Origin of the sequence: Geomonas paludis (assembly GCF_014193585.1) — a bacterium.
Taxonomy (GTDB): Bacteria; Desulfobacterota; Desulfuromonadia; order Geobacterales; family Geobacteraceae; genus Geomonas; species Geomonas paludis.
This window is the reverse complement of record NZ_BLXY01000006.1, coordinates 1-26548: the sequence shown is the minus strand read 5'-3', so window position 1 is coordinate 26548 and position 26548 is coordinate 1. Positions and strand designations below refer to the sequence as shown.

Annotated in this window: 25 protein-coding genes; 6 read left to right on the top strand and 19 right to left on the bottom strand. The window is 63.1% G+C overall.

Annotated features, from left to right (window positions below; genetic code table 11):
- Positions 1-22: 22 nt before the first annotated feature.
- The 6 genes from hflX to H7687_RS14465 all read right to left on the bottom strand — a co-directional run bounded on the left by hflX (position 23) and on the right by H7687_RS14465 (position 4266).
- A complete protein-coding gene (gene hflX / locus H7687_RS14490) occupies positions 23-1699 on the bottom strand; it encodes a GTPase HflX (RefSeq protein ID WP_183348873.1) in 1677 nt (558 codons plus the stop codon).
- A gap of 42 nt (positions 1700-1741) precedes the next feature.
- Positions 1742-2512, bottom strand: a complete 771-nt coding sequence (locus tag H7687_RS14485) for an enoyl-ACP reductase FabI (protein ID WP_183348618.1) — start codon at positions 2510-2512, stop codon at positions 1742-1744.
- A gap of 197 nt (positions 2513-2709) precedes the next feature.
- Entirely contained in the window at positions 2710-2940 is a 231-nt protein-coding gene (locus H7687_RS14480) for a hypothetical protein (protein WP_183348616.1), read from the bottom strand.
- An 11-nt stretch (positions 2941-2951) separates the two neighbouring features.
- Complete coding sequence (locus H7687_RS14475; RefSeq protein WP_183348614.1) at positions 2952-3209, bottom strand: TIGR03905 family TSCPD domain-containing protein; 258 nt, start codon at positions 3207-3209, stop codon at positions 2952-2954.
- Between the two features lie 131 nt (positions 3210-3340).
- The gene (locus H7687_RS14470; protein ID WP_183348611.1) at positions 3341-3853 is read right to left on the bottom strand and encodes a YkgJ family cysteine cluster protein; all 513 of its coding nucleotides are present in this window, start codon (positions 3851-3853) and stop codon (positions 3341-3343) included.
- A gap of 2 nt (positions 3854-3855) precedes the next feature.
- Positions 3856-4266 carry a response regulator gene (locus H7687_RS14465; RefSeq protein ID WP_183348609.1) on the bottom strand — a complete coding sequence of 137 codons (411 nt, stop codon included), beginning with the start codon at positions 4264-4266 and terminating at the stop codon, positions 3856-3858.
- A 127-nt stretch (positions 4267-4393) separates the two neighbouring features.
- Between H7687_RS14465 and ybaK the strand changes: the two genes are divergently transcribed.
- From ybaK to H7687_RS14435, 6 genes are all read left to right on the top strand, one after another.
- Entirely contained in the window at positions 4394-4876 is a 483-nt protein-coding gene (gene ybaK / locus H7687_RS14460) for a Cys-tRNA(Pro) deacylase (RefSeq protein ID WP_183348607.1), read from the top strand.
- 2 nt (positions 4877-4878) lie between these two features.
- Positions 4879-5718, top strand: a complete 840-nt coding sequence (locus H7687_RS14455) for an SIR2 family NAD-dependent protein deacylase (protein WP_246404906.1) — start codon at positions 4879-4881, stop codon at positions 5716-5718.
- Positions 5719-5973: 255 nt separating this feature from the next.
- On the top strand, positions 5974-6939 hold the full coding sequence (dusB, locus tag H7687_RS14450; protein ID WP_183348598.1) for a tRNA dihydrouridine synthase DusB: 966 nt from the start codon (positions 5974-5976) through the stop codon (positions 6937-6939).
- On the top strand, positions 6932-8017 hold the full coding sequence (locus tag H7687_RS14445; protein WP_183348596.1) for a two-component system sensor histidine kinase NtrB: 1086 nt from the start codon (positions 6932-6934) through the stop codon (positions 8015-8017). Before dusB ends, H7687_RS14445 begins: the two co-directional genes overlap by 8 nt.
- A 201-nt stretch (positions 8018-8218) precedes the next feature.
- A complete protein-coding gene (locus H7687_RS14440) occupies positions 8219-9655 on the top strand; it encodes a sigma-54-dependent transcriptional regulator (RefSeq protein WP_183348594.1) in 1437 nt (478 codons plus the stop codon).
- A gap of 180 nt (positions 9656-9835) precedes the next feature.
- Positions 9836-10399 (top strand): hydrolase, encoded by a 564-nt coding sequence (locus H7687_RS14435; protein WP_183348592.1) that lies wholly within the window; start codon positions 9836-9838, stop codon positions 10397-10399.
- Here the strand turns inward: H7687_RS14435 and H7687_RS14430 are convergent.
- The 13 genes from H7687_RS14430 to H7687_RS14370 all read right to left on the bottom strand — a co-directional run bounded on the left by H7687_RS14430 (position 10383) and on the right by H7687_RS14370 (position 26106).
- The gene (locus tag H7687_RS14430; protein ID WP_183348590.1) at positions 10383-11093 is read right to left on the bottom strand and encodes a response regulator; all 711 of its coding nucleotides are present in this window, start codon (positions 11091-11093) and stop codon (positions 10383-10385) included. The genes H7687_RS14435 and H7687_RS14430 overlap by 17 nt on opposite strands.
- Positions 11094-11409: 316 nt before the next feature.
- Positions 11410-12693 (bottom strand): enoyl ACP reductase FabMG family protein, encoded by a 1284-nt coding sequence (locus tag H7687_RS14425; protein WP_183348588.1) that lies wholly within the window; start codon positions 12691-12693, stop codon positions 11410-11412.
- 122 nt (positions 12694-12815) lie between these two features.
- The gene (gene dnaB / locus H7687_RS14420) at positions 12816-14165 is read right to left on the bottom strand and encodes a replicative DNA helicase (protein WP_183348586.1); all 1350 of its coding nucleotides are present in this window, start codon (positions 14163-14165) and stop codon (positions 12816-12818) included.
- 161 nt (positions 14166-14326) lie between these two features.
- Complete coding sequence (recO, locus tag H7687_RS14415; protein WP_183348584.1) at positions 14327-14965, bottom strand: DNA repair protein RecO; 639 nt, start codon at positions 14963-14965, stop codon at positions 14327-14329.
- Positions 14966-15163: 198 nt separating this feature from the next.
- Positions 15164-16087 carry a dihydrofolate reductase gene (locus H7687_RS14410; protein WP_183348582.1) on the bottom strand — a complete coding sequence of 308 codons (924 nt, stop codon included), beginning with the start codon at positions 16085-16087 and terminating at the stop codon, positions 15164-15166.
- A 33-nt stretch (positions 16088-16120) separates the two neighbouring features.
- The gene (locus tag H7687_RS14405; protein WP_183348580.1) at positions 16121-18466 is read right to left on the bottom strand and encodes an endonuclease MutS2; all 2346 of its coding nucleotides are present in this window, start codon (positions 18464-18466) and stop codon (positions 16121-16123) included.
- Between the two features lie 36 nt (positions 18467-18502).
- A complete protein-coding gene (locus H7687_RS14400) occupies positions 18503-19690 on the bottom strand; it encodes a phospholipase D-like domain-containing protein (RefSeq protein WP_183348578.1) in 1188 nt (395 codons plus the stop codon).
- Between the two features lie 86 nt (positions 19691-19776).
- Positions 19777-19998, bottom strand: a complete 222-nt coding sequence (locus tag H7687_RS14395) for a NifU family protein (RefSeq protein WP_183348576.1) — start codon at positions 19996-19998, stop codon at positions 19777-19779.
- 181 nt (positions 19999-20179) lie between these two features.
- A complete protein-coding gene (locus tag H7687_RS14390; RefSeq protein WP_183348574.1) occupies positions 20180-21580 on the bottom strand; it encodes an aspartate ammonia-lyase in 1401 nt (466 codons plus the stop codon).
- Positions 21581-21731: 151 nt separating this feature from the next.
- Complete coding sequence (locus tag H7687_RS14385) at positions 21732-22340, bottom strand: HAD family hydrolase (RefSeq protein ID WP_246404905.1); 609 nt, start codon at positions 22338-22340, stop codon at positions 21732-21734.
- Positions 22337-23497, bottom strand: a complete 1161-nt coding sequence (locus tag H7687_RS14380; RefSeq protein WP_183348570.1) for a class I SAM-dependent methyltransferase — start codon at positions 23495-23497, stop codon at positions 22337-22339. Before H7687_RS14380 ends, H7687_RS14385 begins: the two co-directional genes overlap by 4 nt.
- 147 nt (positions 23498-23644) lie before the next feature.
- On the bottom strand, positions 23645-24679 hold the full coding sequence (locus tag H7687_RS14375) for a helix-turn-helix transcriptional regulator (RefSeq protein WP_183348568.1): 1035 nt from the start codon (positions 24677-24679) through the stop codon (positions 23645-23647).
- Positions 24676-26106, bottom strand: coding sequence for a DEAD/DEAH box helicase (locus tag H7687_RS14370; protein ID WP_183348566.1), 1431 nt, complete (start codon positions 26104-26106; stop codon positions 24676-24678). The genes H7687_RS14375 and H7687_RS14370 overlap by 4 nt, the downstream gene beginning before the upstream one ends.
- Positions 26107-26548: the final 442 nt, after the last annotated feature.

Here is a 26548-nt window from a genome sequence, read left to right as displayed (position 1 = left end):
TGGCGGGATCGGGCGAGTCGCGCTACTCCTCGAACTCGTCGTGGTTATGCTCCCCCGGTGCCAGGTAATCCTCGACGTCGTGCCAGAAGCGCTGCTGCAACTCCTTCATGAGCGGCTCGAGGGTCTTCCTGTCCGAGGCGCTGATGGTGATGGCGCCGTACTTGCGGGTCAGTTGCCGCACCTTCATGAAGGCGAGGGGATCGCTCTTCTTCAGGTCCGGGAGCAGGTCCATCTTGTTGAACACCAGCAGGGTCGGCTTCTGGGACAGCTCCAGCTCGGCCAGGATGGTGTTGACCTGGTTGATATGCTCCTCCAGGCGCGGATTGCCGCAGTCGACCAGGTGCACCAGCAGGTCGGCGTCCTTCAGCTCCTCCAGGGTCGCCTTGAAGGCGCCCATGAGCGACTTGGGGAGGCTCCTGATGAAACCGACGGTGTCGGTGATGATCACCTCGCGGTCCATGGGGAAGCGCAGCCGCCGGGACGAGGTGTCCAGCGTGGCGAAGAGGAGGTCCTCGGTGAACACCTCGCTCTTGGTCATGGTGTTCAACAGGGTGGACTTGCCGGCGTTGGTGTACCCCACGATGGAGATGATGGGGATCCCCGCCTTCACCCTTTTCTGGCGGCGCTGGTAGCGGCCGTTGGAGAGTTCCTTGAGTTCACGCTCCAGGTGCGCGATGCGGTCGCGGATGCGGCGCCGGTCGATCTCGAGCTTGGTCTCGCCGGGGCCGCGCCCGCCGATCCCCCCCATGAGCCGCGACATCTGCACGCCGCGCCCGGAGAGACGGGGCATCAGGTACTTCAACTGGGCCAGTTCCACCTGCACCTTGCCGTCCTGGGTGGTGGCGCGCCGGGCGAAGATGTCCAGGATCAGCTGGCTGCGGTCGATGACCTTCAGCTCGGTCAGTTCCGAAATGGAGCGGACCTGCGCCGGCGAGAGCTCCTGGTCGAAGACCAGCATGGTGGCCCCGTACTGCAGCGCCTTGATCACCACCTCGCGGATCTTCCCTTCGCCCAGGAGGTAGCGCGGGTTGAACTCCTTGGGGCGCTGGATCACGGTGTCGAGTACGCCCACCCCGGCGGTGCGGGCCAGTTCCTTCAGTTCCTCGATGGAATCGACCGCCTCTTCCATGGGACGCTGGGTCACCGAGATCAGGATGCCGCGCTCCTGGCCGCTGGCGACCACCTTGCCTTCCTTGAGGCCGCGCTCCATGGTCTGTTCCAGGGTCTCCACGAACCCTTTGAACTCGAGGTCGTACTTCTGGAAGGGGACCGAGGGTTCCACCTGGTAGGGGAGGTGCCCCCCGTCGGGCGGGACCAGCGCCGCGGTCTGGATCGAGAAGCGGTCCGGGTTCTGGGTGAGCTGCAGGGCGGCGATCAGGTCCAGGCGCAGCAGCGACAGGTCGGTCAGGTCGTCGTCGGAGAGCACCTCCCCCTTCAGGTGGGTGTGCACCAGGCGCACGCCGCGCAAAAGCCTCTTGCCCAGCGGGTAATCCTCCAGCGCCGGGATCATGATGCCGCGCTCGTCTCCCACCACCACGTAGGCGATCTCGCCGATGCGGGAGACCAGGATGCCGATCTGGCGCCGGATCTCCAGCGAGATGTCGGCCAGTTCGCGGGCGAGCTCCAGGGAGATGACCTCCGTGGGTTTCACGCGGCGGCGGTACAGCCGCTCCAGCCTGTTTACCTGGCTCGATTTCAGCCCTGTCAGGTTACCGTGCAATCCTTTGATGGCGCGCCTCCGCTACAGCCCGATGATGTTGTAGCCGCAGTCCACGAAGTGGATCTCGCCGGTGACGCCGCTGGCGAGCGGGCTGGCGAGGTAGAGGGCGGCGTTGCCGACCTCCTCCTGCGAGATGTTGCGCCGAAGCGGCGCCTTTTCGGCCACGTGACCGGCGATCTGCCCGAAGCCGCCGATACCGGCGGAAGCAAGGGTCCGCAACGGTCCCGCCGAGACGGCGTTGACCCGGGTCCCCTCCGGCCCCATCGCCTCGGCCAGGTAGCGCACGCTTGCCTCCAGCGCCGCCTTGGCGACCCCCATGACGTTGTAGCTCGGGAACACCTTCTGGGCGCCGTAGTAGGTCATGGCGATCACGCTGCCGTCGCGCCCCTGCATGAGCGGCGCGGCCTCCCGCGCCATGGCGATCAGCGAGTAGGCGCTGATGTCCAGGGCGGTCGCGAACCCCTCGCGGGTGGTGTTCAGGAAGGAGCCCTTCAGCTCTTCCTTGTTGGCGAAGGCGACCGAGTGGACCAGGATGTCCAGGCCGCCCCACGCCTCGCGCACGTCCGCGAACAGGCGCGCGATCTCCTCGTCACTTCTCACGTCGCAGGGGAGCACCAGGTTGCAGCCGATGCTCTCGGCCAGCGGCATCACCCTCTTGGCGACCGCCTCGCCCGCATAGGCGAGGGCCACCTCGGCCCCCTCGCGATGAAACGCCTCGGCCGTGGCCCAGGCGATGCTTTTATCGTTAGCTACTCCGAAAATAAGTGCTTTTTTGCCTTCCAGTAAACCCATGAACTCTCCTTGGCGTCGGCCGCGGCAGATTAACCTTCTCTACTCTGCCGGCAGACACATAGCGGCACATAATAATGAAAAAAGCGGGGGTTGGCAAGGGATATGACAGCCTTTTAAGGTGGGGGAGAGGCAGGGAAAAACCTCCCCCGGCGGGACGGGGGAGGGGAGGGTGCAGTGACCCGGGCCGCAGCCGACGGCTAGGCCGGCGGGTCGAGCGGACGGGGAGGCTCCTCGGGAGGCGACAACGGGCGCTCCTGGAGCAGGCGCTCGATGTTTTTCAGGCGCTGGTCCATATCCTCCAGCATCGCCGCGGAACGGTCCACGCGTCCCTTGATGTTGAAGATCACGAAGGGAAGGATGAACCAGATCACGACCAGGAAGAAGCCGATGATGCTCATCATCATCATGAACCCGCCGAAGATTTCCATAATGCCCCCGTCTAGGAAGGTCTGGTGGTGCATTGCGACTGCTCCAGGGCTCTGGCCAACTGGTCCGGGCAGGAGGTGTCGCCCTGGCAGGCGATCCCTTTCAGGCGCCTGATGGCCTCGCCTACCTCCATGCCGCGCACCAGTGCGGCGACCGCCTGGGTGTTGCCGGCACAGCCGTCCACGAATTTGGTGGCGACGATGACGCCGTCCTCGATCTCTATCTCGATGCGGGAAGCGCAGCTCCCGGATGTGTTGTAGCTTACCTTCATCTTTGTGCCTCTCCTTTTCCAGCCGTAAAGTATATGCGCGCAAATCCACGGCGCCAGTCTCCGTCTCACGCACGATGGCGGCGACGCGATTTTTTCGCACCGGGCCATATACCCTGAAGTCGGGGGAAAAGTCAATCGGTGAGAGTGAGCGCCTCGGCAATGGTGAGCCGCTCCGGCCCCGGGAAGGATTGCAGGTACAGCGCGTTGATGGTCGCCAGCATCATGTTCAGCCGCTCCAGGTCGATCACCGCGCTGCCGGGGATGCTGGGCATGCCTTGGAAGTTTTCCGGGCAGAAGTCGATGGCCCGTTCCCCCTCGCGCAAAAGCAGTAGCGGCAGACCGTGGGTGCGGCAGATGATGGGGCGGGCCTGGTAGAGCAGGCAGAGCCCGTCGTGGAGCAGCGGACAGGGGGAGTCCTCGCGCGCTTCCCGGGCCTTGGCGCGGACCAGTTCGGCCCGGTCGGCCGGGAGCTCTGCGAGCGCCTTCCTGAGCGCGGCGGCTTCCACGGCGAAGATGGAGAGGTGGCGGCAGCAGGCGTCGCAGCCTGCATGGCAGGTGATGTGGTCGCTGAAGGTTTCCGAGGTGCGCCGGCAGATTTCGTCGACGCGGGCCAAAAGGGCGAGGTAGTTTTCCAATCCGGTCATGCTTACTCGGTGCCGCGCAGGGTCTTGCTGAACTCTTCCATGAGCTGCTTGTTCAGGTAGAAGTAGGGTTTCTCGATGGTGCCGCTGAAGCCGAAGTTCTGATAGTTCATCATCACCGGATCGTCGGTGCGGCCGCTGGAGACGTACCCCTTGGCGGCGGGGTCGATATCGAGCAGGCGCTTCATCGCCTCCTGCCCACCCATGCCACCGGGGATGTTCAGGTCCAGGATTACGGCGGCGAAGGTGTCGCCGGCTTCGTGCCGCTCCTGGTAGATCTCCACGGCCTGGGCGCCGTCGTTGGCGAACTCGACCTCGAAACCGTAACGCTTCAAGGTTTCGCCCGCTACAAACCGGACCATCTCGTCGTCATCCATCACCAGAACTTTGGCCGGTCGTTGGTTCTCATTTCCCATAACAAGTTACCCTAGTTACGCGGTTGTTAAGCTGCCGAAGACGTGCTATTAATCTATAGCTGGTATGTCCGTACCTGGCAAGCGACTTTTTTACTAACAAAATCAAATCTGTTCAAGGAGAACTGCGATGGTCAAGGTGAAATCGCCGGTCACGGCTGCCATCAGGGTACTGCGGCAGGCGGGAGTTGCTTTCGGCGAGCATCCCTATCAATACGAGGAGAAGGGCGGCACCGCCGTTTCCGCGCGGGAGCTGGGCGTCGACGAGCACAGCGTCATCAAGACCCTGGTCATGGAGGACGACACCCGCGCGCCGCTCGTGGTGCTGATGCACGGCGACCTGCAGGTTTCCACCAAGGAACTGGCGCGGGCCATCGGCGTCAAGAGCGTCGCCCCCTGCACCCCCGACACCGCCAACCGCCACTCCGGCTACATGGTGGGCGGGACCTCCCCCTTCGGCACCAGGAAACAGATGCCGGTCTACATCGAGGAGAGCATCCTGGAACTGCCGCTCATCTACATCAACGGCGGCAGCCGCGGCTTCCTGGTGTCGCTCCCCCCCGCCGAGCTGCAACGGGTACTGAAGCCGATCCCGGTCAAGGTGGGGATCTAGGCGTGGCGGCCGACCTCGCCCCGGTGTTCAGGGCTGCGGCCGAGGCGGTTGCCGGCGCGCAGGCGCTGGTGGTGACCGCTGGCGCCGGCATGGGTGTCGATTCCGGGCTTCCCGATTTCCGCGGCGACACCGGCTTCTGGCGCGCCTATCCCCTGTACCAGCGCCTCGGCATCAGCTTCGTCGATGCCGCCAACCCCGAACACTTCGAGCACGATCCCGCCTTCGGCTGGGGCTTCTACGGCCACCGCACCAACCTCTACCGCGCCACCGTCCCCCATCCCGGCTTCGCGCTCCTGCTCGACTGGGCCGCCCGCTTTGGCCTCGACCTGTTCGTGGCCACCTCCAACGTGGACGGGCAGTTCCAGAAGGCTGGCTTCCCCGACCAGGCCATCCTCGAGTTCCACGGCTCCATCCACCACCTGCAGTGCACCGCCCCCTGCTGCGACCGGATCTGGGACAACCGCGAACAGTTCCGCATCGACGAAGAAACCATGCGCGCGGACCACGTTCCCCTGTGCCCCCGCTGCGGGCGGCCGGCGCGTCCCAACATCCTCATGTTCGGCGACTACGCCTGGATCGGCGAGCGCACCGCCAAGCAGCAGGAGCGCTTCCGGCAGTTCCTGTCGCGGCAATCCGGCAGGCGCATCGTGGTCGTCGAGATGGGGGCCGGCACAGCCATTCCCACCGTGCGTGCCGCCAGCGAGCGTATCGGCGCCCTCTCCGGCGCGCGCGTCATCCGCATCAACCCGCGGGAGCCGCAGATCCGCGCGCCGCACCTCTCCCTCCCCTGCGGCGCCGTAGAGGGACTGAGCGGCATCGAGGCGTTCCTGCGGCGGGATTAGCCGGAGGGGGCGAATGATAGTTCGCCCCTCCAGTGGACGAGTGGTACACCCTGGCAAATTGCCGGGTCTGGTGGGGGCGAGTAACTATTCGCCCAGATTAACGGGATCGCCCTTCGAATTCTCCCTCTCGCCTATCCGATTTTCCTGATCCATTCCCCTCTTTTTCCGTATACGCGAACCATAAAAAACCCTTGCGTTTTAAATTCTTAGTTGCTAGTATGCACATTTTTTAGGCAGATAAGGACGTCATCACATATGCAAAAGACGGTGGCCATCGGCTCCCTTACCTTGAAGAATCGGGTATTTCTGGCCCCCATGGCCGGCATCACCAACCTCCCCATGCGCATCATCGCCCGCGAGGGCGGGGCCTCGCTCACTTTCACCGAGATGGTGAGCGTCAACGGCCTGACCAGGGAGGGACGCAAGAGTTTCGATCTCCTGAAGACCACCTCCGAGGACCGTCCCATCGGCATGCAGCTTTTCGGCGACGAGCCGGAGATGCTGGCCGAGGCGGCGCGGCTGGTCGAGGGATACGGCGAACTGATCGACATCAACATGGGCTGCCCGGTGAAGAAGGTGGTCGGCACCGGGGCCGGCAGCGCGCTGATGAAGGACCCGGCCAAGGTGGGGCGCATCATCCGCTGCGTGCGCAAGGCGACCTCGCTCCCGTTCACCGTGAAGATCCGCACCGGCTGGGTCTGCGGCGATGACACCTTTCTCGAGGTGGGGCGCATCGCGCAGGAGGAGGGGTGCGACGCCATCACGCTCCACCCCAGGAGCCGGGCCCAGATGTTCGAGGGGAAGGCGAACTGGTCCAAACTGGCTGAGCTGAAGGGCGCGCTCAAGATCCCGGTGATCGGCAGCGGCGACCTCTTCACGGCGGACGACGTGGTCCGCATGTTCCGCGAAACGGGGTGCGACGCGATGATGGTGGCCCGCGGCGCGATGGGGAATCCCTGGCTGTTCCGGGAGGCGCTCGCCCTGTTGGCGGGCGAGGTCCCGGTAGCGCCGACGGTGGCTGAACGGCTTGCGGTCGCCCGCAGGCACTTCGAACTCTTTGCCGAGTTCGAGGGGGGCAGAGTGGCCCTGATGGAGATGCGCAAGCATCTCGCCTGGTACTCCAAGGGGCTTCCGGGAGCCGCGCAGTTTCGTGCCGCGGTGAACCGGATCGAACATGCTGCCGAGCTGGTCGGGGCGATGGAGGAGTTCTTTAATGGCTGACCGCCTGGAGAATTATTACGCGAACGTGGTCGACAGCGTGGGTGACGGTGTCATCGTGCTGGACAACACCGGGGCGGTGACGCTGGTGAACCCGGCCGCCGAAGAGCTGGCCGGCGTGTCGAGGCGCCAGGCGCTCGGGAACCTGTTCAGCGACATCTTCAAGGATGACCGCGCCCTGAACGAGCTGGTGGCGAAGACCGTCAGCACCGGGATGTCGGTATCCGACCACGAGAACATCGTGCTCAAGCGGGGGAGCCGCATCACCCCCGTGGGGACCAGCACCTCGCCCCTGCTCAGTTCGAACGGGGAGCGGATCGGCACCATCGTGCTCTTGCGCGATCTCACCAACGTGCGTGAGCTGGAAAGCGCCGTGCGCCAGGCGGACCGGCTCTCCTCGTTGGGGGCGCTCGCCGCGGGTCTTGCCCACGAGATCAAGAATCCGTTGGGCGGCATCAAGGGAGCGGCACAGCTGCTGGAGATGGAGTTTCCCGACAACGAGGACCTCCGGGAATACGTGCGGGTCATGCTGAAGGAAGTGCAGCGGGTCAACGTCATCGTCGAAGAGCTCCTGGGACTCGCTTCGCCGGGGCGCCTGAAGCTCGGCAAGGTGAACCTGCACCGGGTCCTTTCCGACATCGTCCTGTTGCAGAAGAACGCCTGCGAGGGGAAAGAGGTCTACCTGCAGCAGTACTTCGACCCCAGCATCCCCCCGATACTCGCCGACGAGGCGCTCTTGACCCAGCTGTTCCTGAACCTGATCAAGAACGCCATGGAGGCAGTCGGCACCGGCGGCGTGGTCAAGGTGACCAGCCGGGTGCTGGCCGATTACGCCATGACCCAAAAGGGTGAGCGGCGCGCCCGCATGGTCGCCATCGACATCTCCGACAACGGCCCCGGCATTCCGGAGGACGTGTTGGAAAACATGTTCACCCCGTTTTTCACCACCAAGTCCCAGGGCACGGGGCTGGGGCTGGCCATCTGCCAGAAGATCGTGTCCGAGCACCGCGGCATGATCCGCGTAGATTCCGATCCCACCCGCGGCACCGTCTTCACCGTCATGCTGCCGCTGGTGCAATAATAACGGCCGTTCTACGTTCTATGTTCTACGTTCTACGTTTGAAGCAACGGTGCTTCGACCTCCGCGAACTGACATAGGAACTGGACCGGCAAGATCAACGTCTGACGTTCGATGCTCTACGTTTGGTTTAAGGCAGTGTCGCCTTGGGGTTTCAACCTAGAACGTAGAACGTAGAACATAGAACGGTTTCTAGGAGCATTTATGTCTATCAACAACATTCTCGTGGCGGATGACGAAGAGAGCATGCGCTGGGTCCTTTCCAAGGCCCTCAAGAAAAAAGGATTCAACGTCGAGCTGGCCAAGGACGGCAACGAGGCGCTCAAGCTCATCAAGGAAAACGTCTACGACCTGGCGCTTTTGGACATCAAGATGCCGGGCGTCACGGGACTGGAGCTGCTGGATCGGGTCAAGGAGGAACGCGCGGACCTGATGGTGGTGATCATGACCGCCGAGGCGAGCATGAAGAACGCCGTCGAGGCGATGAAGCGCGGCGCCTACGACTACCTGACCAAGCCCTTCGATCTGGGCGTCATCGACGCGGTGGTGGAGAAGGTGAGCCGGGCGCGCGAGATGACCTCGCAGGTGTCGCTGCTTAAAGAGGAACTGGCCGACCGCTACCAGCTGGAGAAGACCATCATCGGCAACTCGCCCGCCATGCGCGACGTCTACAAGACCATCGGCAAGGTCGCTCCCTCCGACGTCACCGTCCTGGTGCAGGGTGAGTCGGGGACCGGCAAGGAGTTGATCGCCCGCGCCATTCACTACAACTCGAAGCGTCTGGGCAAACCCTTCATCCCGCTCAACTGCGCCGCCATCCCAAAGGAGCTCCTGGAGAGCGAGCTGTTCGGCTTCGAGAAGGGGGCCTTCACCGGCGCCACCGAGAGGAAGCTGGGCAAGTTCGAGCAGGCCAACGGCGGCACCATCTTCCTGGACGAGATCGGCGACATGCCCATCGACCTGCAGGCGAAGATCCTCAGGGTGCTGCAGGAGCGCGAGATCACCAGGACCGGCGGCAACCAGAGCATTCCCGTCGACGTCAGGGTGGTTGCCGCCACCAACCAGGATCTCGAGGAAAGCGTGCGCAACAAGCAGTTCCGTGAGGACCTCTACTACCGCCTCAACGTGATCCCGATCCAGCTGGTGCCGCTGCGCGACCGCAAGGAGGACATCCCGCTGCTGGTACAGTACTTCCTGGGCAAGATCTGCGCGGAACTCGAGGTGCCGCAAAAACGCACCTCCGCCGACGCCGTCAAGCTCCTCTCCAACTACAACTGGCCCGGCAACATCCGCGAACTGGAGAACACCATCAAGCGTGCCGTGATCCTTTCGCCCGACCCGCTCCTGGTCGCCTCCGATTTCCCCGGTCTCCGGAGCCGCCCGAGCGAAGGGAAGGGGGAGGAACTGTCCCTGGAGGGGATCGTCGATCTGAAGCTGCGCGGCTGCTTCTCCAACATGGAGAAGATGGAGAGCGGCGACGTGCACGCCATGGTGCTGGAGCAGGTCGAGCGCCCGCTGATCCGTTTCGTTCTGGAGAAGACCCGCGGCAACCAGGTGCGCGCCGCCGACATCCTGGGCATCAACCGCAACACCTTGAGGAAGAAGATCACCGAATTAGGCATCGAACTGCGCAAGGAGTAAAAGGCAGACTGAGAGATTAAGACTAAGATAAAGAAGGCCCGCTCTTAGTCTTCCTCTTAGTCTTAATCTCTATCTTAATCTGCTTTAGGCAGACTGAGATTAAGACTAAGATAAAGAAGGCCCGCTCTTAGTCTTCCTCTTAGTCTTAATCTTTATCTTAATCTGCTTTTAGGAGGTGTTATGACCCTGCTGGAAAGGTTTTTCCTGGACAAAGAGAGTGCGCAACTGGTGGTGGTCGACGTGCAGGACAAGCTCTGCCGCGCCATGGACGAGAAGATACTGGGCAAGCTGACCCACAACATCTCCATCCTGCTCGATGCGGCGGCCGAACTGGGGATCCCGGCGCTCGCCACCGAGCAGTACGTCAAGGGGCTGGGTGAGACGGTGCCTGCGCTGAAGGAAAAGCTGTGCACGCCCAGCCTGGAGAAGATGACCTTCAGCTGCTGCGGTGGGGAAGGTTTCCTGGATGCCCTGGAGAAAAACGGCAGGCGCCAGGTCATCCTGACCGGTATGGAGACCCACGTCTGCGTGCTGCAGACCGCCCTGGAACTCCTCTCGCGCGGCTACGTGGTGCACCTGGTGGTCGATGCGGTGATGAGCCGCAAGAAGCACAACTGGGAGATCGCGCTGCAGACCATGACCCAGGCCGGCGCGGTGATGACCTCGACCGAGTCGGTGCTGTTCCAGTTGCTGCGCGTCGCCGGCACCGACGAGTTCAAGAAACTTTCTAAGCTCGTGAGGTAGGTGACAGGGTACTGACGTAGCGGTCGATGAGTTCCCGGTCCTCGTCGGAGATCCCGATGAACTGGATGCCGAAGCCTTCCGGCAGCGAGTTCTTCCTGCGGGCTTTGCTGGTGTTGAGCCAGGCGATGCGCCCCTTGGTCTGGATGATGGCCGTTGACGGCTCGGGGAGCGCGAAGAGCAGTTCCAGCTCCGTGCCTTGTTCCAGTTCCATGTCGGCGGCGAGGTAGAGGCCGTTTTGGCTTAAGTTGACGCTAAAGCCGGAAAGGGTGAGGCCGAAGGCCCGGAATTTGACGTTGAAGCGGCAACTTCCCCTCCGGTCGCGCCGGTCGACGGCAGGCAGGAGTTTGCGGGCCGCGTGGAGGAAAATCGCCCGATCCAGAGGTTTGAAGAGCAAGTCGTCGCAGCCCGCTTCCAGGCAGAGCCGGCGATCGGCCTCCTTCCCTTCAGAGGTGACCATAATCACCGGGCTGGAGAGATGGGGGTCTTTTTTTATGGCGCGGCAGCAGTCGGCGCCGTCCATGACCGGCATGTGCAGGTCCATGATCACCAGGTCCGGGTGCTCTTTCCGGCAGATCGCCAGCGCCTCCTCCCCGTTGCGGGCGGTAAAGATATCCACCGCGGAGAGGGAGAGAAAATCCTTTTCCAGTTCCAGGAACATGCTCACGTCATCGACCAGCAGGACCTTGTGTGCCACGTGTACTCCGTTCGGTGTCATCCAGTGTTAAGGTGAGAAAGAGTCGAAAGTATCTTCGCCCACGAAGCGCTGCCCGAGCCTCACGTCCTCCCCTTGTAAGAGGGGAGACAGAGGGGATTGAGCAGAAGGGACTGGCTCCGTAGGTGCCTGTCCCTCTAGCGGAACGCTCCACTCCGCCCAACCATCTTACCCAAGCCCCAAGGGGACTGGCACCTGGCGGAGCCAGTCCCCCTCCTTCGGTAAAGGGCTCGAAGGTGGAGAACCAATACAAAAAAGGGGGGCGAAACATGTTTCGCCCCCCCCTATTACTTGCCGATTACCCCTTCGCCAGCGTCTTGGCGATCACATCATGGTTCAGCCAGAAGACCGGCGCCTGCGGATTCCAGGAGCTGTTGAACATGAGGCTCCCGACGCCCTGGAACACGGCGCGGGAGAGCACCGCGCAGACGATGTCCTTCTGGTCCGCGTTCATGCTGATCAGTTCCGCCGAGGTGTTCAGCATGTACTCCTGCTGCTCCGGCTTGTTGTGCTGCGGCCAGCTGTCGAAGTCGCGGGTGCTGGTGATGAGCTCGGAGGTGAGGTAGGTGTTGGCGATCTTGAGCAGATCGTCGACCGTGGTTCCTTCACGCAGCAGCGCCTGGCACTCGTTCACCACCGACTCCACGCCCTCGGCGCGCAGGGCGCCCATGAGCGGATAGAGGGAGTTCTCGACGCCGAGGAAGAGCGCGCTCGAGTTGGTGAGGATCTCGGGGCAGTTGTACACGGTGGCCTTGATCCCCTTCTCCCAGGCCTCGATGGCGATGTCTTCAAGGCGGATCTTGGCCCACCCCTGCAGGTACGGGGTGTAGGACTGCCAGGTGATGACGCCGTCGATCAGCACGCCGGTGCCGTGGTAGCCGTATGCCGCGTAATGGGTGTCGTGCTTCTCCCTGAGGTCCGCGGTGGCGTCGATCAGGTAGCGGAAGGTGTCCGCGGTGACTTCGTTGAAGCTCGCGTCGCACAGCTTGCCCATGTCGGAGTTCCAGAAGGCTTCCGAGGAGAGGAAACGGTCGCCCTGGCCCTTGAACAGCTTGTTCAGGATGGGCATGAAGACGCGGGCGCGCGGGATGCCGCCGGCCATGGTGTGGACCACGAGCAGCTTGCTGCCGGCCGGGATCATTTGCTCCAGTTCGGCCACCACGGCCGCGAGGTTCTTGCAGAAGCGCTCGGTGCCGCGCTGTTTCGAGTACTCGACCTCTGCCGGGTCCAGCTTGACCGAAGCCCAGTCATCAGGTTTCACGCCTTTGAAGCGGTCCACCGGAGCGACGCCGTCCTGGCCGGGCTCCATGTCGAAACCGGCCTCCAGCGGGATGTTGATGATCTTGCCGCCCAGTCCCGCCTCGGCGGTGGCGAGCTCTTCCTCGTTGAGCGGGCGCAGCGTGCCGTCCGCATCGCGCCTTCCCACTGTGGCGCCGATGATGGTCATCCCCTTGGCCCTGGCCTCGTCCACGATGCCGTTGGCGTAGCCGCGGCCGAACAGCTCGCCGCAGAGAAACAGCACGTCCCCTTCCTTATATCCGGCGGTAGCCGGCACTTCCGTCATTGCATGGTATCTGCTCATCTAGGTTCCTCTCTATTGTTGTATGCTCCTCCCCCCGGAGGGGAGAGGTGGGGAGGGGGGGAGCTTCAGTGACTGTGCCCCCTCCCTAACCCTCCCCCTCCGGGGGAGGGAACGAAACAAGTTTAGTATTCTTCCCTGTTGCTCAAGTTCTCGAACCGGGTGAACTCGCCTCTGAAGGCGAGGTCCACGGTGCCGATGGGACCGCTTCTGTGCTTGCCGATGATGACCTCCGCCTTTCCCTTGAGGTCCTCGTTCTCCTTGTCGTACACCTCGCCGCGGTAGACGAACATGATGATGTCGGCGTCCTGCTCGATTGCCCCGGATTCGCGCAAGTCGCTCATCATCGGGCGCTTGTCCGTTCGCTGCTCCAGGCTTCGGTTCAACTGCGACAGGGCGATCACCGGGATGCCCAGCTCCTTGGCCAGCGCCTTCAGCGAGCGCGAGATCTCGGAGATCTCCTGCTGGCGCGATTCGCTGTTGGCACCGCCGCGCATGAGCTGGAGGTAGTCGATGACGATGATGCCGATGTCGTGCTCGGCCTTGAGGCGCCTCGCCTTGGAGCGGAGCTCCATCACCGTGATGGATGGGGTGTCGTCGATGAAGATCTTGGAGTTGTGCAAGAGCCCGGCGCCCTTGATCAGCTTGGGCCAGTCGTTTTCCTGCAGGTGCCCCGAGCGCAGGCGGGTCAGGTCGACCCGGGAGGCGGAGCAGAGCAGCCTCTCCACCAGCTGCTCCTTGGGCATCTCCAGCGAGAAAATGGCAGCCGGGAACTTCTTATCCGAGTCCACCGCTGCGTACTGGGCCACGTTGAGCGCGAAGGTGGTCTTACCCATCGCCGGACGTCCCGCGATGATGACCAGGTCGCCGGCGTGAAAGCCTGCGGTCAGTTTGTCGAGGTCGGTGTAGCCGGTGGGGACGCCGGTCACCAGCTCCTTCTTCTCGTAGAGGAGCTCGATGTTCTTGATGGTGTCCTTGAGGATGTCGCTGACCTTGTAGTACGAGGGGCGCAGCTTGTTTTCAGAGATCTCGAAGATCACCTTCTGCGCGGAATCGAGCAGTTCCTCGACCTCCACCTTGTCCTCGAAACCGTTGCTGACGATATCGGTGGCGGCGGAGATGAGCTTCCTGGTGATGTACTTCTCCTTCACGATCTTGCAGTAATAGGAGATGTTGGCCGCCATGGGGACGAAGTCGACCAGGGTGGCCAGGTAGGCGCCGCCGCCAACCTCTTCCAGCTCGCCCTTCTTGCGCAGGATGGTGGTCATGGTGATCAGGTCGCAGGGCTCGCCGCGCTCGTTCAGTTCGATCATGGCGCGCATGATCTTTCTGTGGCTTTCCCGGTACATCTCCTCCGGCGAAAGGACCTCGAGCACCCGGTTGATCGCTTCGTTGTCGACCAGGATCCCTCCCAGGATCGACATCTCCGCTTCGATGCTCTGCGGCGGCAGTTTTCTCATGTCCGCTTGGTTCATGCGTTCCTCAAAAACAAAAAGCTGCGCCTGGGCGCGGCTGCACGTACGGGTTTGACTGAAGCGAGGAATAGTACCTGTTACCGGCGCCGGGGTCAACAAAATTGACGGTTTGCAGAAGAGAATTGCTGGAGTGTCGGGGGCTTCCGGCGTGTTGGCGGCAGCTACACGCCGCACTCCTTCAGGAAGGCCAGCGACTTCAGTTCCCGGTCCAGGTGGAGGTCGATGGCCGGGTTCAGGAGGAGGTCCGCCTCGCGCAGCAGGTCGTCGGGAAAGACAACGGCACCGAAGCGGCCGGTCTGCATGGCGCGGGCCAAGAGGGACGCCGTTTCCTCTGACACGCCGCGCACCTGCAGTTCCGGTTGGTAGCCCAGTATCTTCAGGAGGTTGACCGCGAAGAAACGGCGGTCCGAGGGGGAGGCGGGTGCCTCGTTGAGGCGTTCCAGGTAGCAGTACAGGAGGCGGAACAGGCGCGGGCTCGGTTCGTCTTCGGGGGTGAGTCGTTCCACCAGTTCGCAGGCGTAGGCCGCGCAGCCGATCCTGGCGAGGTCGGCACGGATGCCGGGGAAGATGCAGATTATATCGGCGCTGGACAGAGTAGGAAGGGAGGTACCGAGGTGCAACTGGAGTTTGAGGTGTGCGAAAGGTTCCAGCGCCCCCGCGAAGCGTTTTTTGCTCCGTTTGGCGCCGCGAGCCACCCCCTGCAGTTTTCCCTGTTCCAGGGTGAACAAGGTGACGATGCGGTCCGCCTCCCCGAAGTCGGTGAGGCGCAGCACTATCCCTTCAGCCTCCGCGTTTTTCATGGACAGGAAAGTAGCATTGCGGCAGGGGGCGAGTCAATAACGATGCGGGATATTCGCGGCTTCATCAGGGAAAGGGTGCACCTGTAGGGGCGAATAATTATTCGCCCTGGTGGCGGCTCGCATGCTGTCGGCAAGGGCGCATGGCCCGTCAACGGCGGGCGAATGATTATTCGCCCCTACCGTTGAGGTGAGACCGGTTTACCCCCGCATATTCAACCTGTTCATCAAAAGCCCCAGGTACCGGTTCAGCGGGTGGCTTCTCGGCAGGGACTTGATGGGCGGGGTTCCCCTGGTGCCGCACTTGGCCAACTCGGTGTAGAACTCCTGCCCGCCCCCTGCCTGCACCCCCTTGCGCAGCATCTCCAGGCCCTTCCCCTTTTCGCCGGCGAGGACCAGGATGCGCCCCAGGTTCAACCGGATGCGCAGGTTGTCCGGATCGTCCCGGAAGGCCCTCTCCGCGAGCTTCAGTGCCTCACCCACGTCACCGCCGCTTTTGGCCTGGCTGAAGGCCAGGTCCGACGCGGTTTCCGGCGCATCCTCCAGCGCCTGGGCCTGTCCGAAACAGCAGCGGGCCAGGAAGTAGAGCTGGCGGTTGAGCGCTTCCACCCCCTTCTCCCTGAGCTCGAAGACGTCGCTTCCGGGCTGGATCTGGTCCACCTTTTCCATCACCAGGTACGTGGTTGAGGGGGAGCCTTCCAGGAACTCCTCACGGTGCATCTCGGCGAAGGAACAGGGAGGTTGCGGGAAGTGGACGTCTCCCTCGTATTGGCCGTGCACCACGGTGAGGTAGATCCTCTGGCACAGGGGAAGCGCCTCCCGGAACACGGCCTCGCCGCCGCAGATGAAGAGTTCCTCGTCCCCCTCGGCGGCCGCGATCCCTTCCTGGAGGGTGCGGGCCACGATGACTCCGTCGGTCCTCCCCATGCTCTTGCTGAGCACGATGTTTTTGCGCCCGTCCAGGGGATGGCCGATCGACTCGAAGGTCTTTCTTCCCATCAGTACCGCATGTCCCATGGTGAGGCTTCGGAAACGAGCCAGGTCGGCGGGAATATCCCAGGGGAGCTTCCCGTGCGCGCCTATCACCCTGTTGTCAGACATGGCAGCTATGATGGAGATGATCATAAGGCCTCCGCATGCATCTGTGATCGCATTACACTAGCGCAGCGTCACCACCGTGACACCGTCGCCCCCTTCGAAACGCTCGCCGGTGCGGAACTCCGCCACCAGCGGGTGTCCGGTCAGGTAGCTGCGCACCCCCTTCATCAGGGCGCCGGTCCCTTTGCCGTGCACCACGCGCACCTCGGACATCCGCTCCAGCGAGGCGTGGTTCAGGAAGGGCTCCAACGCGCCGATGGCTTCCTCGACCCGCATCCCGAGCAGGTTGATGCTGCTCGCGGGCTCGGAGGCGGCGGCCTCGGCCTCCTGCTGCCGGGCGCGCTGCTTACGTACCTTCTTCGGCTCTTTCCCCTTGGGCTTTAACAGCGATACCAGTGCGACGTCCAACTCCATGCTCCCGGCACGCACGCGGGCGCGCCCGGCACGACGATCCACGGAGAGGATGGTGGCGTCGCAGTTGAGCGGCTTCACGAAGAGGACGTCCCCGGCCGCGACCTGGTCCGGGTCGACGTTCTCCTCGGGATGCAGCCCGTCCAGCGCCGCTTCGACTTCGCGTGCCGCCTGGTCCAGCTTTTCCTTGGCCTCGCGCGCCTTGTCGCGCTTGGCCTCGTCGATCATGGCCGCCACCTCGCGCCGGGCCTTGGCGATAACCTGCTGCGCCTCCAGGAGCCCCTTCTCGCGGGCATCCTGCACCAGCCGGGCCGCCTCGTCGCGGCGGTCCACCAGGTTGCGCTCCGCGTGCGCCAGCGTCTCCTCGCGCTCGGCCAGTTCGGCCAGGGTGCGGTCCAACTGCTCGCGCTTCTCCTTCAGGTCGCGCAACAGGGCATGGAAGTCCGCCTCCATGGTGCCGATCATGCCCCGGGCGAAGCTGACCACCCGCTCGGGGAGGCCGTAGCGGCTGGCTATCTCGAGGGCGTGGCTCTCGCCCGGCTCGCCAACCACCAGCCGGTACAGCGGCGCCAGCTTCTGCCGGTCGAAGGCCATGGCCGCGTTCACCATCCCTGCTTCGCGCTGCACGAAGCCGATGATCTCGGTGAGATGCGTGGTCGCCACCACCAGTGCCCCTTTGTTCTGCAACTCCTTGAGCACGGCGCAGGCGATGGCGGCGCCCTGTCCCGGTTCGGTGCCGGTGCCGAGCTCGTCCAAAAGCACCAGCGCGCCGCGGTCGGCGTGCTCGATGATGCTGGAGATCTTGGAGATGTGGGCCGAGAAGGTGGAGAGGCTCTCCTCGATCGACTGCTCGTCGCCGATGTCCACCAGGATGCTCTCGACCTTGGGCAGCACCGTGCCGGGGAGGGCGGGGACCGGCATGCCGCACAGGGCCATTACCGAAAGAAGTCCCGCGTTCTTGATGGCGATGGTCTTGCCGCCGGTGTTGGGGCCGGTGACCACCATGACCCGGTTGTCCGCGGCCAGTTCCAGGTCGAGCGGGACCACGTCCTTCCCCATCAGGGTGAGGATCGGGTGGCGTGCCGCCTTGAGCAGGATGGTCGGGGTGTCGGCGATGACCGGCGTCTCGCTCCTGAGACGGTCACTCAAGGTGGCGATGCAGTTGAGGATGTCCAGTTCCACCAGCGCCTCGAACTGCTGCAGGATCGCCTCGGCGTCCTCCCTGATCCAGTCGCAGATCTGCCGGACGATGCGGATCTCCTCGGCCCGCTCGTCGGCCACCAGGTTCTCCAGTTCGTTGGCGAGCCCAATGATCTCCAGCGGCTCCATGAAAGCGGTCTCGCCCGAGTTGGATACGTCGTGCACCACGCCGGGGACCATCCCCTTGGAGTCCATGCGCACAGGAATCACCCAGCGCCCGGAGCGCTGCGTGATGAAATCATCCTGCAGGAAGATCGCCGTGTGCCGCTCGCGCACGATCTCCTCGAGCCGTTTCTTGATGCGGGTGGTCAGTCCCTTCTTCCTGCCCCGGATGTCCGCCAAAAGCCGCGATGCGGTGTCGAGGATTTCACCCTCCTCGTTCACGGTGTGCTCGAGCGGGTTCAAAAGGTCCGGGAACCCGGTGATGCAGCCGGCCTCGGCGAGGAGCAGCGGTACGTCGCTGCGGAAGGATAGTTGCGAGGCCACCGCGGCCATGACACGCAGGGTGGGGATGAAGCGCTGCAGGGCAATGGGGGCGATGACCGCGCCCTTGGGACGGACCGCCCTGACCTGCGGGGTGATGTCCTCGAAGGGAGCGAGCTTCAGCGCGATGCCGAGCCGGGTCAGCTTGCGGATCTCGTCGACGAGCCCCAGGCGCAGTTCCATCTCCTGGCGGGTTGGTAGCGGTGCTATGGCAAGGGCTCCCTCGTGGGATGCCTCGCAGTGGGCGAAGGTTGCGGCGGTTTCCAGAATCTTGTCGAATTCCAGCCGCTTCAGGGTGTCCTTGTTGATCATGTAGATAACTCCGGGGGAAAAAACAGGAAAAGCGGATTACAAAAACCAGGCGACCGGGCTGAACAGCCGCTCCAGCAGGCGCACCGGCCAGCCGCGCCGCTCGTGCTCGTGCAGCACGATGCGCCGGGTGCCGGCGAAATCGGTCTCCAGCATGTCGACGACCTGGGCACCGAAATCGTGGCTGTCCACCACCACGTTCAACTCGTAGTTGCGGTGAAAGCTCCTGAGGTCCATGTTGGCGGAGCCGACCATGGTCCAGTCGCCGTCGATGATCAGCACCTTGGCGTGCAGCACGGCGCGGTCCATCTCGTGGATCTCGATACCGTTTTTCAGCAGCTGACCGTAGTAGGTCCGGCTCACCAGGCGCACCAGCGGGACGTCGCTCTTGTAGGGAAGCAACAGCCTCACCCGCACCCCGCGGCCGGCCGCCCGCAGCATGGACCTGATCACCCGGGGCCCCGGTATGAAGTAGGGGCTGGCGATGGTGACGCTTTCCGATGCGCCGGCGATGGCCACCCTGAAGGCGCTCCTGATGAAGCTCCGCTTCTGGTGTGGTCCGCCGTTCACTACCATGACTTTCGCATCGCCGTCAAGTTCGGGCAGCGGAGCGGGATCGGTTCCCACCGGAGGCACGCCGACCTCCTCGGTCCAGGTCTCGCGGAACAGGCGCAGCAATTCGAGCCCCGCCTCACCTTCGATCCTCAGTCCCACGTCGCGCCACTTGGTCTTCTTCTTGCCGAAGCCGGAATAGACGTCGGCGATGTTCATGCCGCCGGTGAAGACGCGCCAGCCGTCGATGATGACGATCTTGCGGTGATCGCGCTTGTCGAACCAGGCGATGCCGCGGCGGAAAGGTGGCGGGTTGAAGGGGGCGCAGGTGACGCCTCCCCTGGCGAGTCTCCTGAAGAAAGCGGCAGGTGTGTCGAAACAGCCGATGTAGTCGTAGAGGACGTACACCCGCACCCCGCGCGAGGCGGCGGCGATGAGCGCGTCGGCCACCATGCGCCCGGTGTCGTCGTCGGCGATGGTGTAGAACTCCAGGCAGATGCTCTCCGTGGCCTGGGGCAGCGCCTCCAAAAGCGCGCCGAAGAATTCGGAGCCGTAGCGATACAGCGTGGCGCGGTTGCCCAGGAAGGTGACGGCCTCCGTGTTCCTCCGGAAGAAGTCGAAGAACTTCGCCGTTTGGAACAGCAACTGCTTTCTTTTTCGCCGCACGCTGGTCATAGGACGCATCCAAAAGCGAAAAGCGCGGAAATAACGTCAACGAGTTACTTCCGCGCTTCGGGTGTTACGACTAAGGGGGATACCCGTTAGACAGAAACAACTTCCTTGATGCCGGGGACTTTCTCTTTGATGGTCCTTTCGATACCCATCTTGAGGGTCATGGTGGACATCGGGCAGTGCCCGCACGCCCCTACCAGGCGCACCTTGACGATCCCGTCGTCGGTCACTTCTACGAGTTCAACATCGCCGCCGTCAGCCTGAAGTGCCGGCCGGATGTTCTCCAGTATCGCTTTTACTTCTTCGGTCATGTACTCCTCCAGTGTGCTTTGGTTTGGAACAGGTATGAGTCTATAGGATTTTTACAATAATTGCAAAGCCCGCCGACACTCCCTCGGGATGATCTTGCACCAGTCCCCTCTCCCCCCGGGAGAGGGTGCCCGGAGGGCGGGTTAGGGCTGTGCCGGCTTAGTTTGGTTATCCTTGTTACGGCTACTCCTTGCCGTGCACGCCCGGTGTGGTGAGCGGGTAGGGCGCCAGCACCTCCTCGAGCTCCTCCTCGGTCAGTATGCCCCGCTCCAGGATCACCTCGCGGATACTCTTGCCGCTCTTGGCGGATTCCTTGGCCACCTCGGCCGCCGCGGCATAGCCGATGCTGGGCGCGAGCACCGTGGCGAGCCCCACGGACTGGTCCAGGAAATTGCGGCAGCGCTCCTCGTTGGCGGTGATCCCCGTGATGCAGAGGGAGGTCAACTGGCGCAGGCAGTTTTTCAGGATCTCCATGGCGAAGAGCAGGTTGAAGGCGATCACCGGCATCATCACGTTCAGTTCCAGCTGCCCGGCCTGGGCCGCCAGGGCCACGGTGAGGTCGCATCCCATGATCTGGAAGCAGACCATGTTGGTCACCTCCGGGAGCACCGGGTTCACCTTGCCCGGCATGATGGACGAGCCGGGCTGCATGGCGGGGAGGTTGATCTCGCCCAGGCCGGTGCGGGGGCCGGAGGAGAGCAGGCGCAGGTCGTTGGCCAGCTTGATCAGGTTGACGGCGGCCCCCTTGACGCTGGAGGAGAGGGCGACGAAGGGGTCCATGTTCTGCATCCGCTCGACGAGGCTTTCGCCGCGGGTCAACTCCTGCCCGGTCTCGCGCGCGAGCGCCTCGACGATCAGGTCGATGAAGGCCTGCTCCGCGTTGAGGCCGGTGCCGACCGCGGTGCCGCCGATACCCAGTTCGCGCAGTCCGGCAAAGGTGCGCTCGATGCCGGAGCGGTTGTTGGCGATGGCGATGGACCAGGCGGAAAACTCCTGCCCCAGGCGGATCGGCACCGCGTCCTGCAGGTGGGTGCGCCCGGACTTCAGGATGTGGTCGAACTCGATGCCCTTGCGGGCGAGGGCGTCGGCGAGGTCGCGCAACTCGTTGTCCAACTCATGCGCCAGCTCCAGCGCCGCAAGGCGCATCGCCGTCGGGAAGACGTCGTTGGTGGACTGCGCCATGTTGACGTGGTCGTTGGCGTTGACCCGGGTGTACTCGCCGATTGTGCCGCCCAGGATTTCGTTGGCCCGGTTGGCCAACACCTCGTTCACGTTCATGTTGTGCGAGGTGCCTGCGCCGGCCTGGAACGGGTCCACCACGAACTGGTCGGCGAACTGTCCGGCGAGTGCCTCGTCGGCAGCCTTGACGATGGCCTCGCCCACATCCTTGGCGAGCCTGTGCGTGGTCATGTTGGCGATGGCCGCGCATTTCTTGATCCGTACCGTGGACCGCACCAGCGCCTGGTGCGGCTTCAGGCCGGAGATGGGGAAGTTGTTGACCGCGCGCTGTGTTTGGGCGCCGTAGTAGGCGCCTTCGGGGACCTCGACCGTCCCCATGGTGTCCTTTTCCAACCGGTGTGCCATGACTAGCTCCTCGAAAGACAGGTTTTCTGGGCATGCATGCTGTTTGATCGGATACCCTGCAGCGGCTCAATGTCGTCCGCCGTGGCTTTCGGCTGGTCACTGTGACACCGTGCGGAGAATCAGGGTGATCCTCTGTCTGAGCATGAAGCTATCAGTGTACCAGATCTGCCAGTGTCAGCAGGTCTTCAGTCGTCTTCATCTCAAAGACAGAACATCCCATCGATTCGGGAACTGCCAGATCGACGCGATAGCGGTCGCCGACAAAGAGCGTCTCCTGCGCACGACATCCGATCTTTGCCAGTATGTCCTCGATGATCCGGCGATCCGGTTTGGGGATCCAGTAGTCCTCGATGGTGAACACCCGGTCCAGGAGGTCATCGACGCCGATCTGCCTCATGATCCGGCCCGAGAGGTCGCGGTTGTTGTTGGTGTAGAGGTGCAATTGGAAGCGTGTCGACAGAAGCTGCAGCAGTTCCCGGACACGGTGGTCGGGCTTTAGCAGCCGTTCGGGATGGCAGTCGGCGGCGAACCTTTTGTGCAGCTCCTGCAGGGTGCCCCCCAGCGCCACCACGGCGCGACTGAGCGTGCCGCCAACGTCGTCGGCCGCGCGGGTGGCCTCCAGCAGGGCCTCCGCCTCCGGTGGGGTGATCCCTTTGAGGTCGGCCACGTAGTGAATGGCGCTCCGGTTGACCTCCTCTCCCAGGCGGTCCTCCTGGTACAGCGTCCCGTCCAGGTCGAAGACGATGGCCTTGATGGTCAAAGCCCCATCCCCCATTTCCTCATGCACAGGAGCTGCGGGTTTGCCACCCCCTTGGCCTGGATCAGCACCTTGAACGTGTCACCCATGCCCCCCTCAGGCATCATCAGCTTCTTGATGGCGAGCCGGTGCTTCAGGCTTTCATGCTCGTCCTTCGCCTGGGCCACGAGCTGCATCAGTTCCTCCATGAGCCCCACGCCGAGCAGGAAGCGGTACTGCTCGCCGTACCAGACCGCGACCAGGTCTGCCTCTTTGCCCGCCTCGATCAGGGAACTGAAGTTGATGTGGGTGGTGATGTCCTGCTCTCCCACCATCTGGTAGGGATCTTCGTTGGTGCTGTGCTTGTGGTAGCAGAGCAGGGTGCCGTTGCGCCTTTGCGGGGTGTAAAGCTCCTCGGCGAGATAGCCGTAATCGATGGTGAGCACGAAGCCGCGCTCGAGCGTTGCGGCGGCACGGGTGATCCACGCCGGTGCGGCAAGGTTGATCTCCGCCCGTTGTCCGGGCATGAGCCGCACCTCGAACTTTTGCAAGTAGGCCGCCAACTCCGGAGTGGACGGGGGGAGCAGCTTTTCACGGAAGCCGTTGGCATCCGCGGAAACGAAGACCTCCTTGAGGCCGTCCTCCGCCATCTCGACCAAGTGCACCGGCATGGCATCGAACAGCTCGTTTGAGATGATGCAGCCGGTGAACCTGAGCGCGCCGTCGGAGAGTTCCTGGGGGGAGCTCCACGCTAACCGATCGGCGTGTTGAGCGAGCCGTGCGGCCTGGGCCTCCTGCAGGGACGGCTCCTTCTCGATCAGGCGGTAGGTGAGGGCGGCGTAGAGGTTGGGATTCTCCTCCGCGATGGCGTCCAGGATGTCCTGCGCCAGTTGACCGCCCCCCGCGCCGGCTTCGGCGACGGTGAAGGATTCGGGACGATCGAGCAGTTCCCAGAAACGGCCGATCTCGCGGGAGATCAGGCGACCGAAGGCGCTGTGCACGTTCATGCTGGTGTAGAAATCCCCCTCGGCGCCTACCTTGCGCCCCGGGGAGGTGTAGTAGCCCAGGTCTGGTTCGTAGAGTGCGCTCTCCATGAAGGAGGCGAAGGTGATGTCACCGCGGGAGCGGATGCGTTTGAGGATGATTTCTGCCAGTTGCGTCGTTGCCACTTCGTCAGCCATTAAAAGCCCTCCTGAATCTGAAGGTCTTTTTATATACGGAACGAAAATGGTTGTCAACGCAGGGTGAATAAAGGGGGAAGGGGAGAGCTGCCTACTGTAGAAGCTGTCAGTACGACTGCGCCGTAGTCGTTAAGCCACAACAGTAACTCAAGCGTGCCCGCCCCCGGAGGGGGAGGGACAGGGAGGGGGACAGTAGACCCGCGCCGTCGCTTGCACCATTGCCGCCAGTTCCTCGCGCAGTTCCGCGGGGTGCAGCAGTTCGGCGTGGGCGCCGTAGGAGAGGAGCCAGGCGAGGATCTCCATCCTGCCGCCGGCGTGGAAGTTCAAAAGCAGCGTTCCGTCCTCCTGCTCCTCGATCTTTTGCGAGGAGTGCCAGACGCGGTCCCTGATGGCGTGCGCGATGGATGCGGAGAAGCGGATCACTACGTCCATGGGGGCCTCGGCCACGATGCCGAAGGCTTCACCCAGCGCGGAGCCGGGGTGGAATCCCTCCGGTATCTCGAAACGCTCCTTCAGAGGTTCGACGGCACAGATGCGCTCGATGGCGAAGGTGCGCAGCGCCTCACGTTCCTGCGCGTAGCCCAAAAGATAGATGCCGCCTTTCTGGAAGAGCAGGGTGTAGGGATCGACCCGGTAGTCCACCGGCTCGGGACGGTTGGGGGTGCGGTAGGAAATGACGACGGTTTGCTGGTAGAGCAGGGCGTTGCGGATCAGTTGCAGGTAGTCGGCGCAGCGGGAGTAGTCGCGCTTGCCCTGCAGAAGCGGCAGGGAGACCTCGGCGATGCGCTCCATGTGGGCGGCAAGGCGCGGCGGCAGCACCGAGTTCACCTTGCGGAAGACGCTCTGCATGTCTTCCAGGAACGGGGTCCCCTTGAGGAGGTCCAGTTGGGAGCGCAAAAGGGAAAGGGTCATCAGCTCCTGCAACGTGAAGCTGATGGGAGGGACGTCCTTGAACCGGGTCAGGAAGCGGTACACCTTCTCGCCATCCTGCCAGTCGGAGATGAGGGGATAGCCGGCCTCCTGGATGGCGACCATGTCGCGGTGGATGGTGCGCTTGTTGACGCCGGTCTCCTCGGCGAGCTCGGCCACTGAGATGCCGTGACGCGCCTCGATGAGGCGGATCACGTCGTGGACCCGGCCCGCCTGGGAGTATTTGCGCGGGGGACGTCCCTTTCCGGTCACGGCTGCTCGGGCTGCTGCTCTGCCGGCTTGGCCTTGGGCTTGCGGCGACGGCGTTTGCGCTTGGCCGGTGCATCGCCGTTAGCGGCCGCCTCCCCTGTAGGTGCGGTTTCCGCGGTCGGCTGGGCTTCCTTCTGCTCCGCCTTCTCCATCCCGGAACCGGATTTACCGCCTCTGCCGCGGGATTCACCGCGCCCTGATTTCTCGCCGCGTCCGCCGGATTTGCCGCCCCTGCCGCCGGGCTTCTCCTCGGTGCGGCGCGGAGGGCGGGCGGTTCTCTTGTAGTCGTGGACGAACATGTCGTCCTCGGCCCACTCGGTCGGGATCTTCTGCTTGATGAACTCCTGGATGGCCTCGATGAAGAAGGCGCCGTCCTCATCGGCCAGCGAGATCGCCATCCCCTCGGCGCCGGCGCGGGCAGTGCGGCCGATTCGGTGCACGTAATCCTCGCAGTCCTGGGGCAGGTCGTAGTTGATGACGTGGGAGACCCCTTCGATGTGGATGCCCCGGGAGGCGACGTCGGTGGCGATCATGATCGGCAGCAGGCCGGCCTTGAAATCGGCAAGGATCTTCATCCGCTTTCTCTGCTCGACGTCGCCGGAGATCACCTTGGCCGGGAACTCGTTGGCGTTGAGGCGGTCCTGCAGGTATTCGGCTTCGCGCTTGGTGTTCACGAAGATCATGGTCCGCTCCATGCCCATCTTGCGGAGCAGGCCGAGCAGCAGCGGGAATTTCTCTTTGCGCGCCACGTGGTAGAGCACCTGCTCCACGCGCTCGGCGGTCATCTGCTCCGGTGTCACCGAGACCTTTTCCGGCATGTTCATGAACTCGTAGGCGAGTTCCATGACCCGGGTGTTCAGGGTGGCGGAGAACAGGAGGTTCTGGCGCTTGTCGTAGGGGGGGAGCCTTCTCAGGATGAAGCGCAGGTCCGCGATGAAGCCCATGTCGAACATGCGGTCGGCCTCGTCGATGACCAGGGCCTCGATGTCCTTCAAGGAGTAGACCTTCTGCTTCAGGTAGTCGATGAGGCGTCCCGGCGTGCCGATGACGATGTCGGCGCCGGCCTTCAGTGCGTCGCGCTGCTTCATGTAGTCCACGCCGCCGTAGATGGCCTGGACGGTGAAGCCGGTGTGCTTGCCGAGGGCCTGGGCGTCCTTCTCGATCTGGACCACCAGTTCACGGGTCGGTGCGAGGATGAGGGCGCGGGGGTGGTTGACGGCGCCTGTTTTCTGCTGGCTCAGCAGTTTGGTGAAAACGGTGATGAGGAAGGTGGCGGTCTTGCCGGTGCCGGTCTGGGCCTGGCCCGCGACGTCCTTGCCGGTGAGGGCCAAAGGCAGCGCCTTTTCCTGTATCGGTGTGCAGTCGGTGAAGCCGGTTTCCTCGATGCCCTTCTGGACCAGTTCCGGCAGCTGCAGCTCGGTAAATTTCATGTCTGTGTTTTCCTTTTTTGCCTTATTTCAACCGGATACAATTAGCATGTTGTGAGAGAAATGGCAACGACAGAAAGGAGAGCAGGGGCGCGAGGGTAAAATCAGAAGCTTTAACGCAGAGGCGCAAGGGCGCAGAGGCGCTGAGGAAAGCGGTTGAGTCATGGCAGCATTGTCACCATGCATTAAATCTCTCGTCTCGATCTTATTGTTTGCTTTTCTTTGCGACTTTGCGCCTTTGCGTTAAAAAAAACTGTCTTCAGGTTTTTCTTTTGTGCCATTTATGCTCTTCTTCCTTGGCGCCTTCGCGTCCTGGCGCCTTGTATGTTTACGATCAAGCAGCTAGATTTTCTGTTCCGGGACATGGCAGTTTGTTCGCGTCTTGGGTTCGAGCCCGTCGCAAAGCGTAAAACGCCATGTCCTCTTCTTCACAGCCCGAACGGTT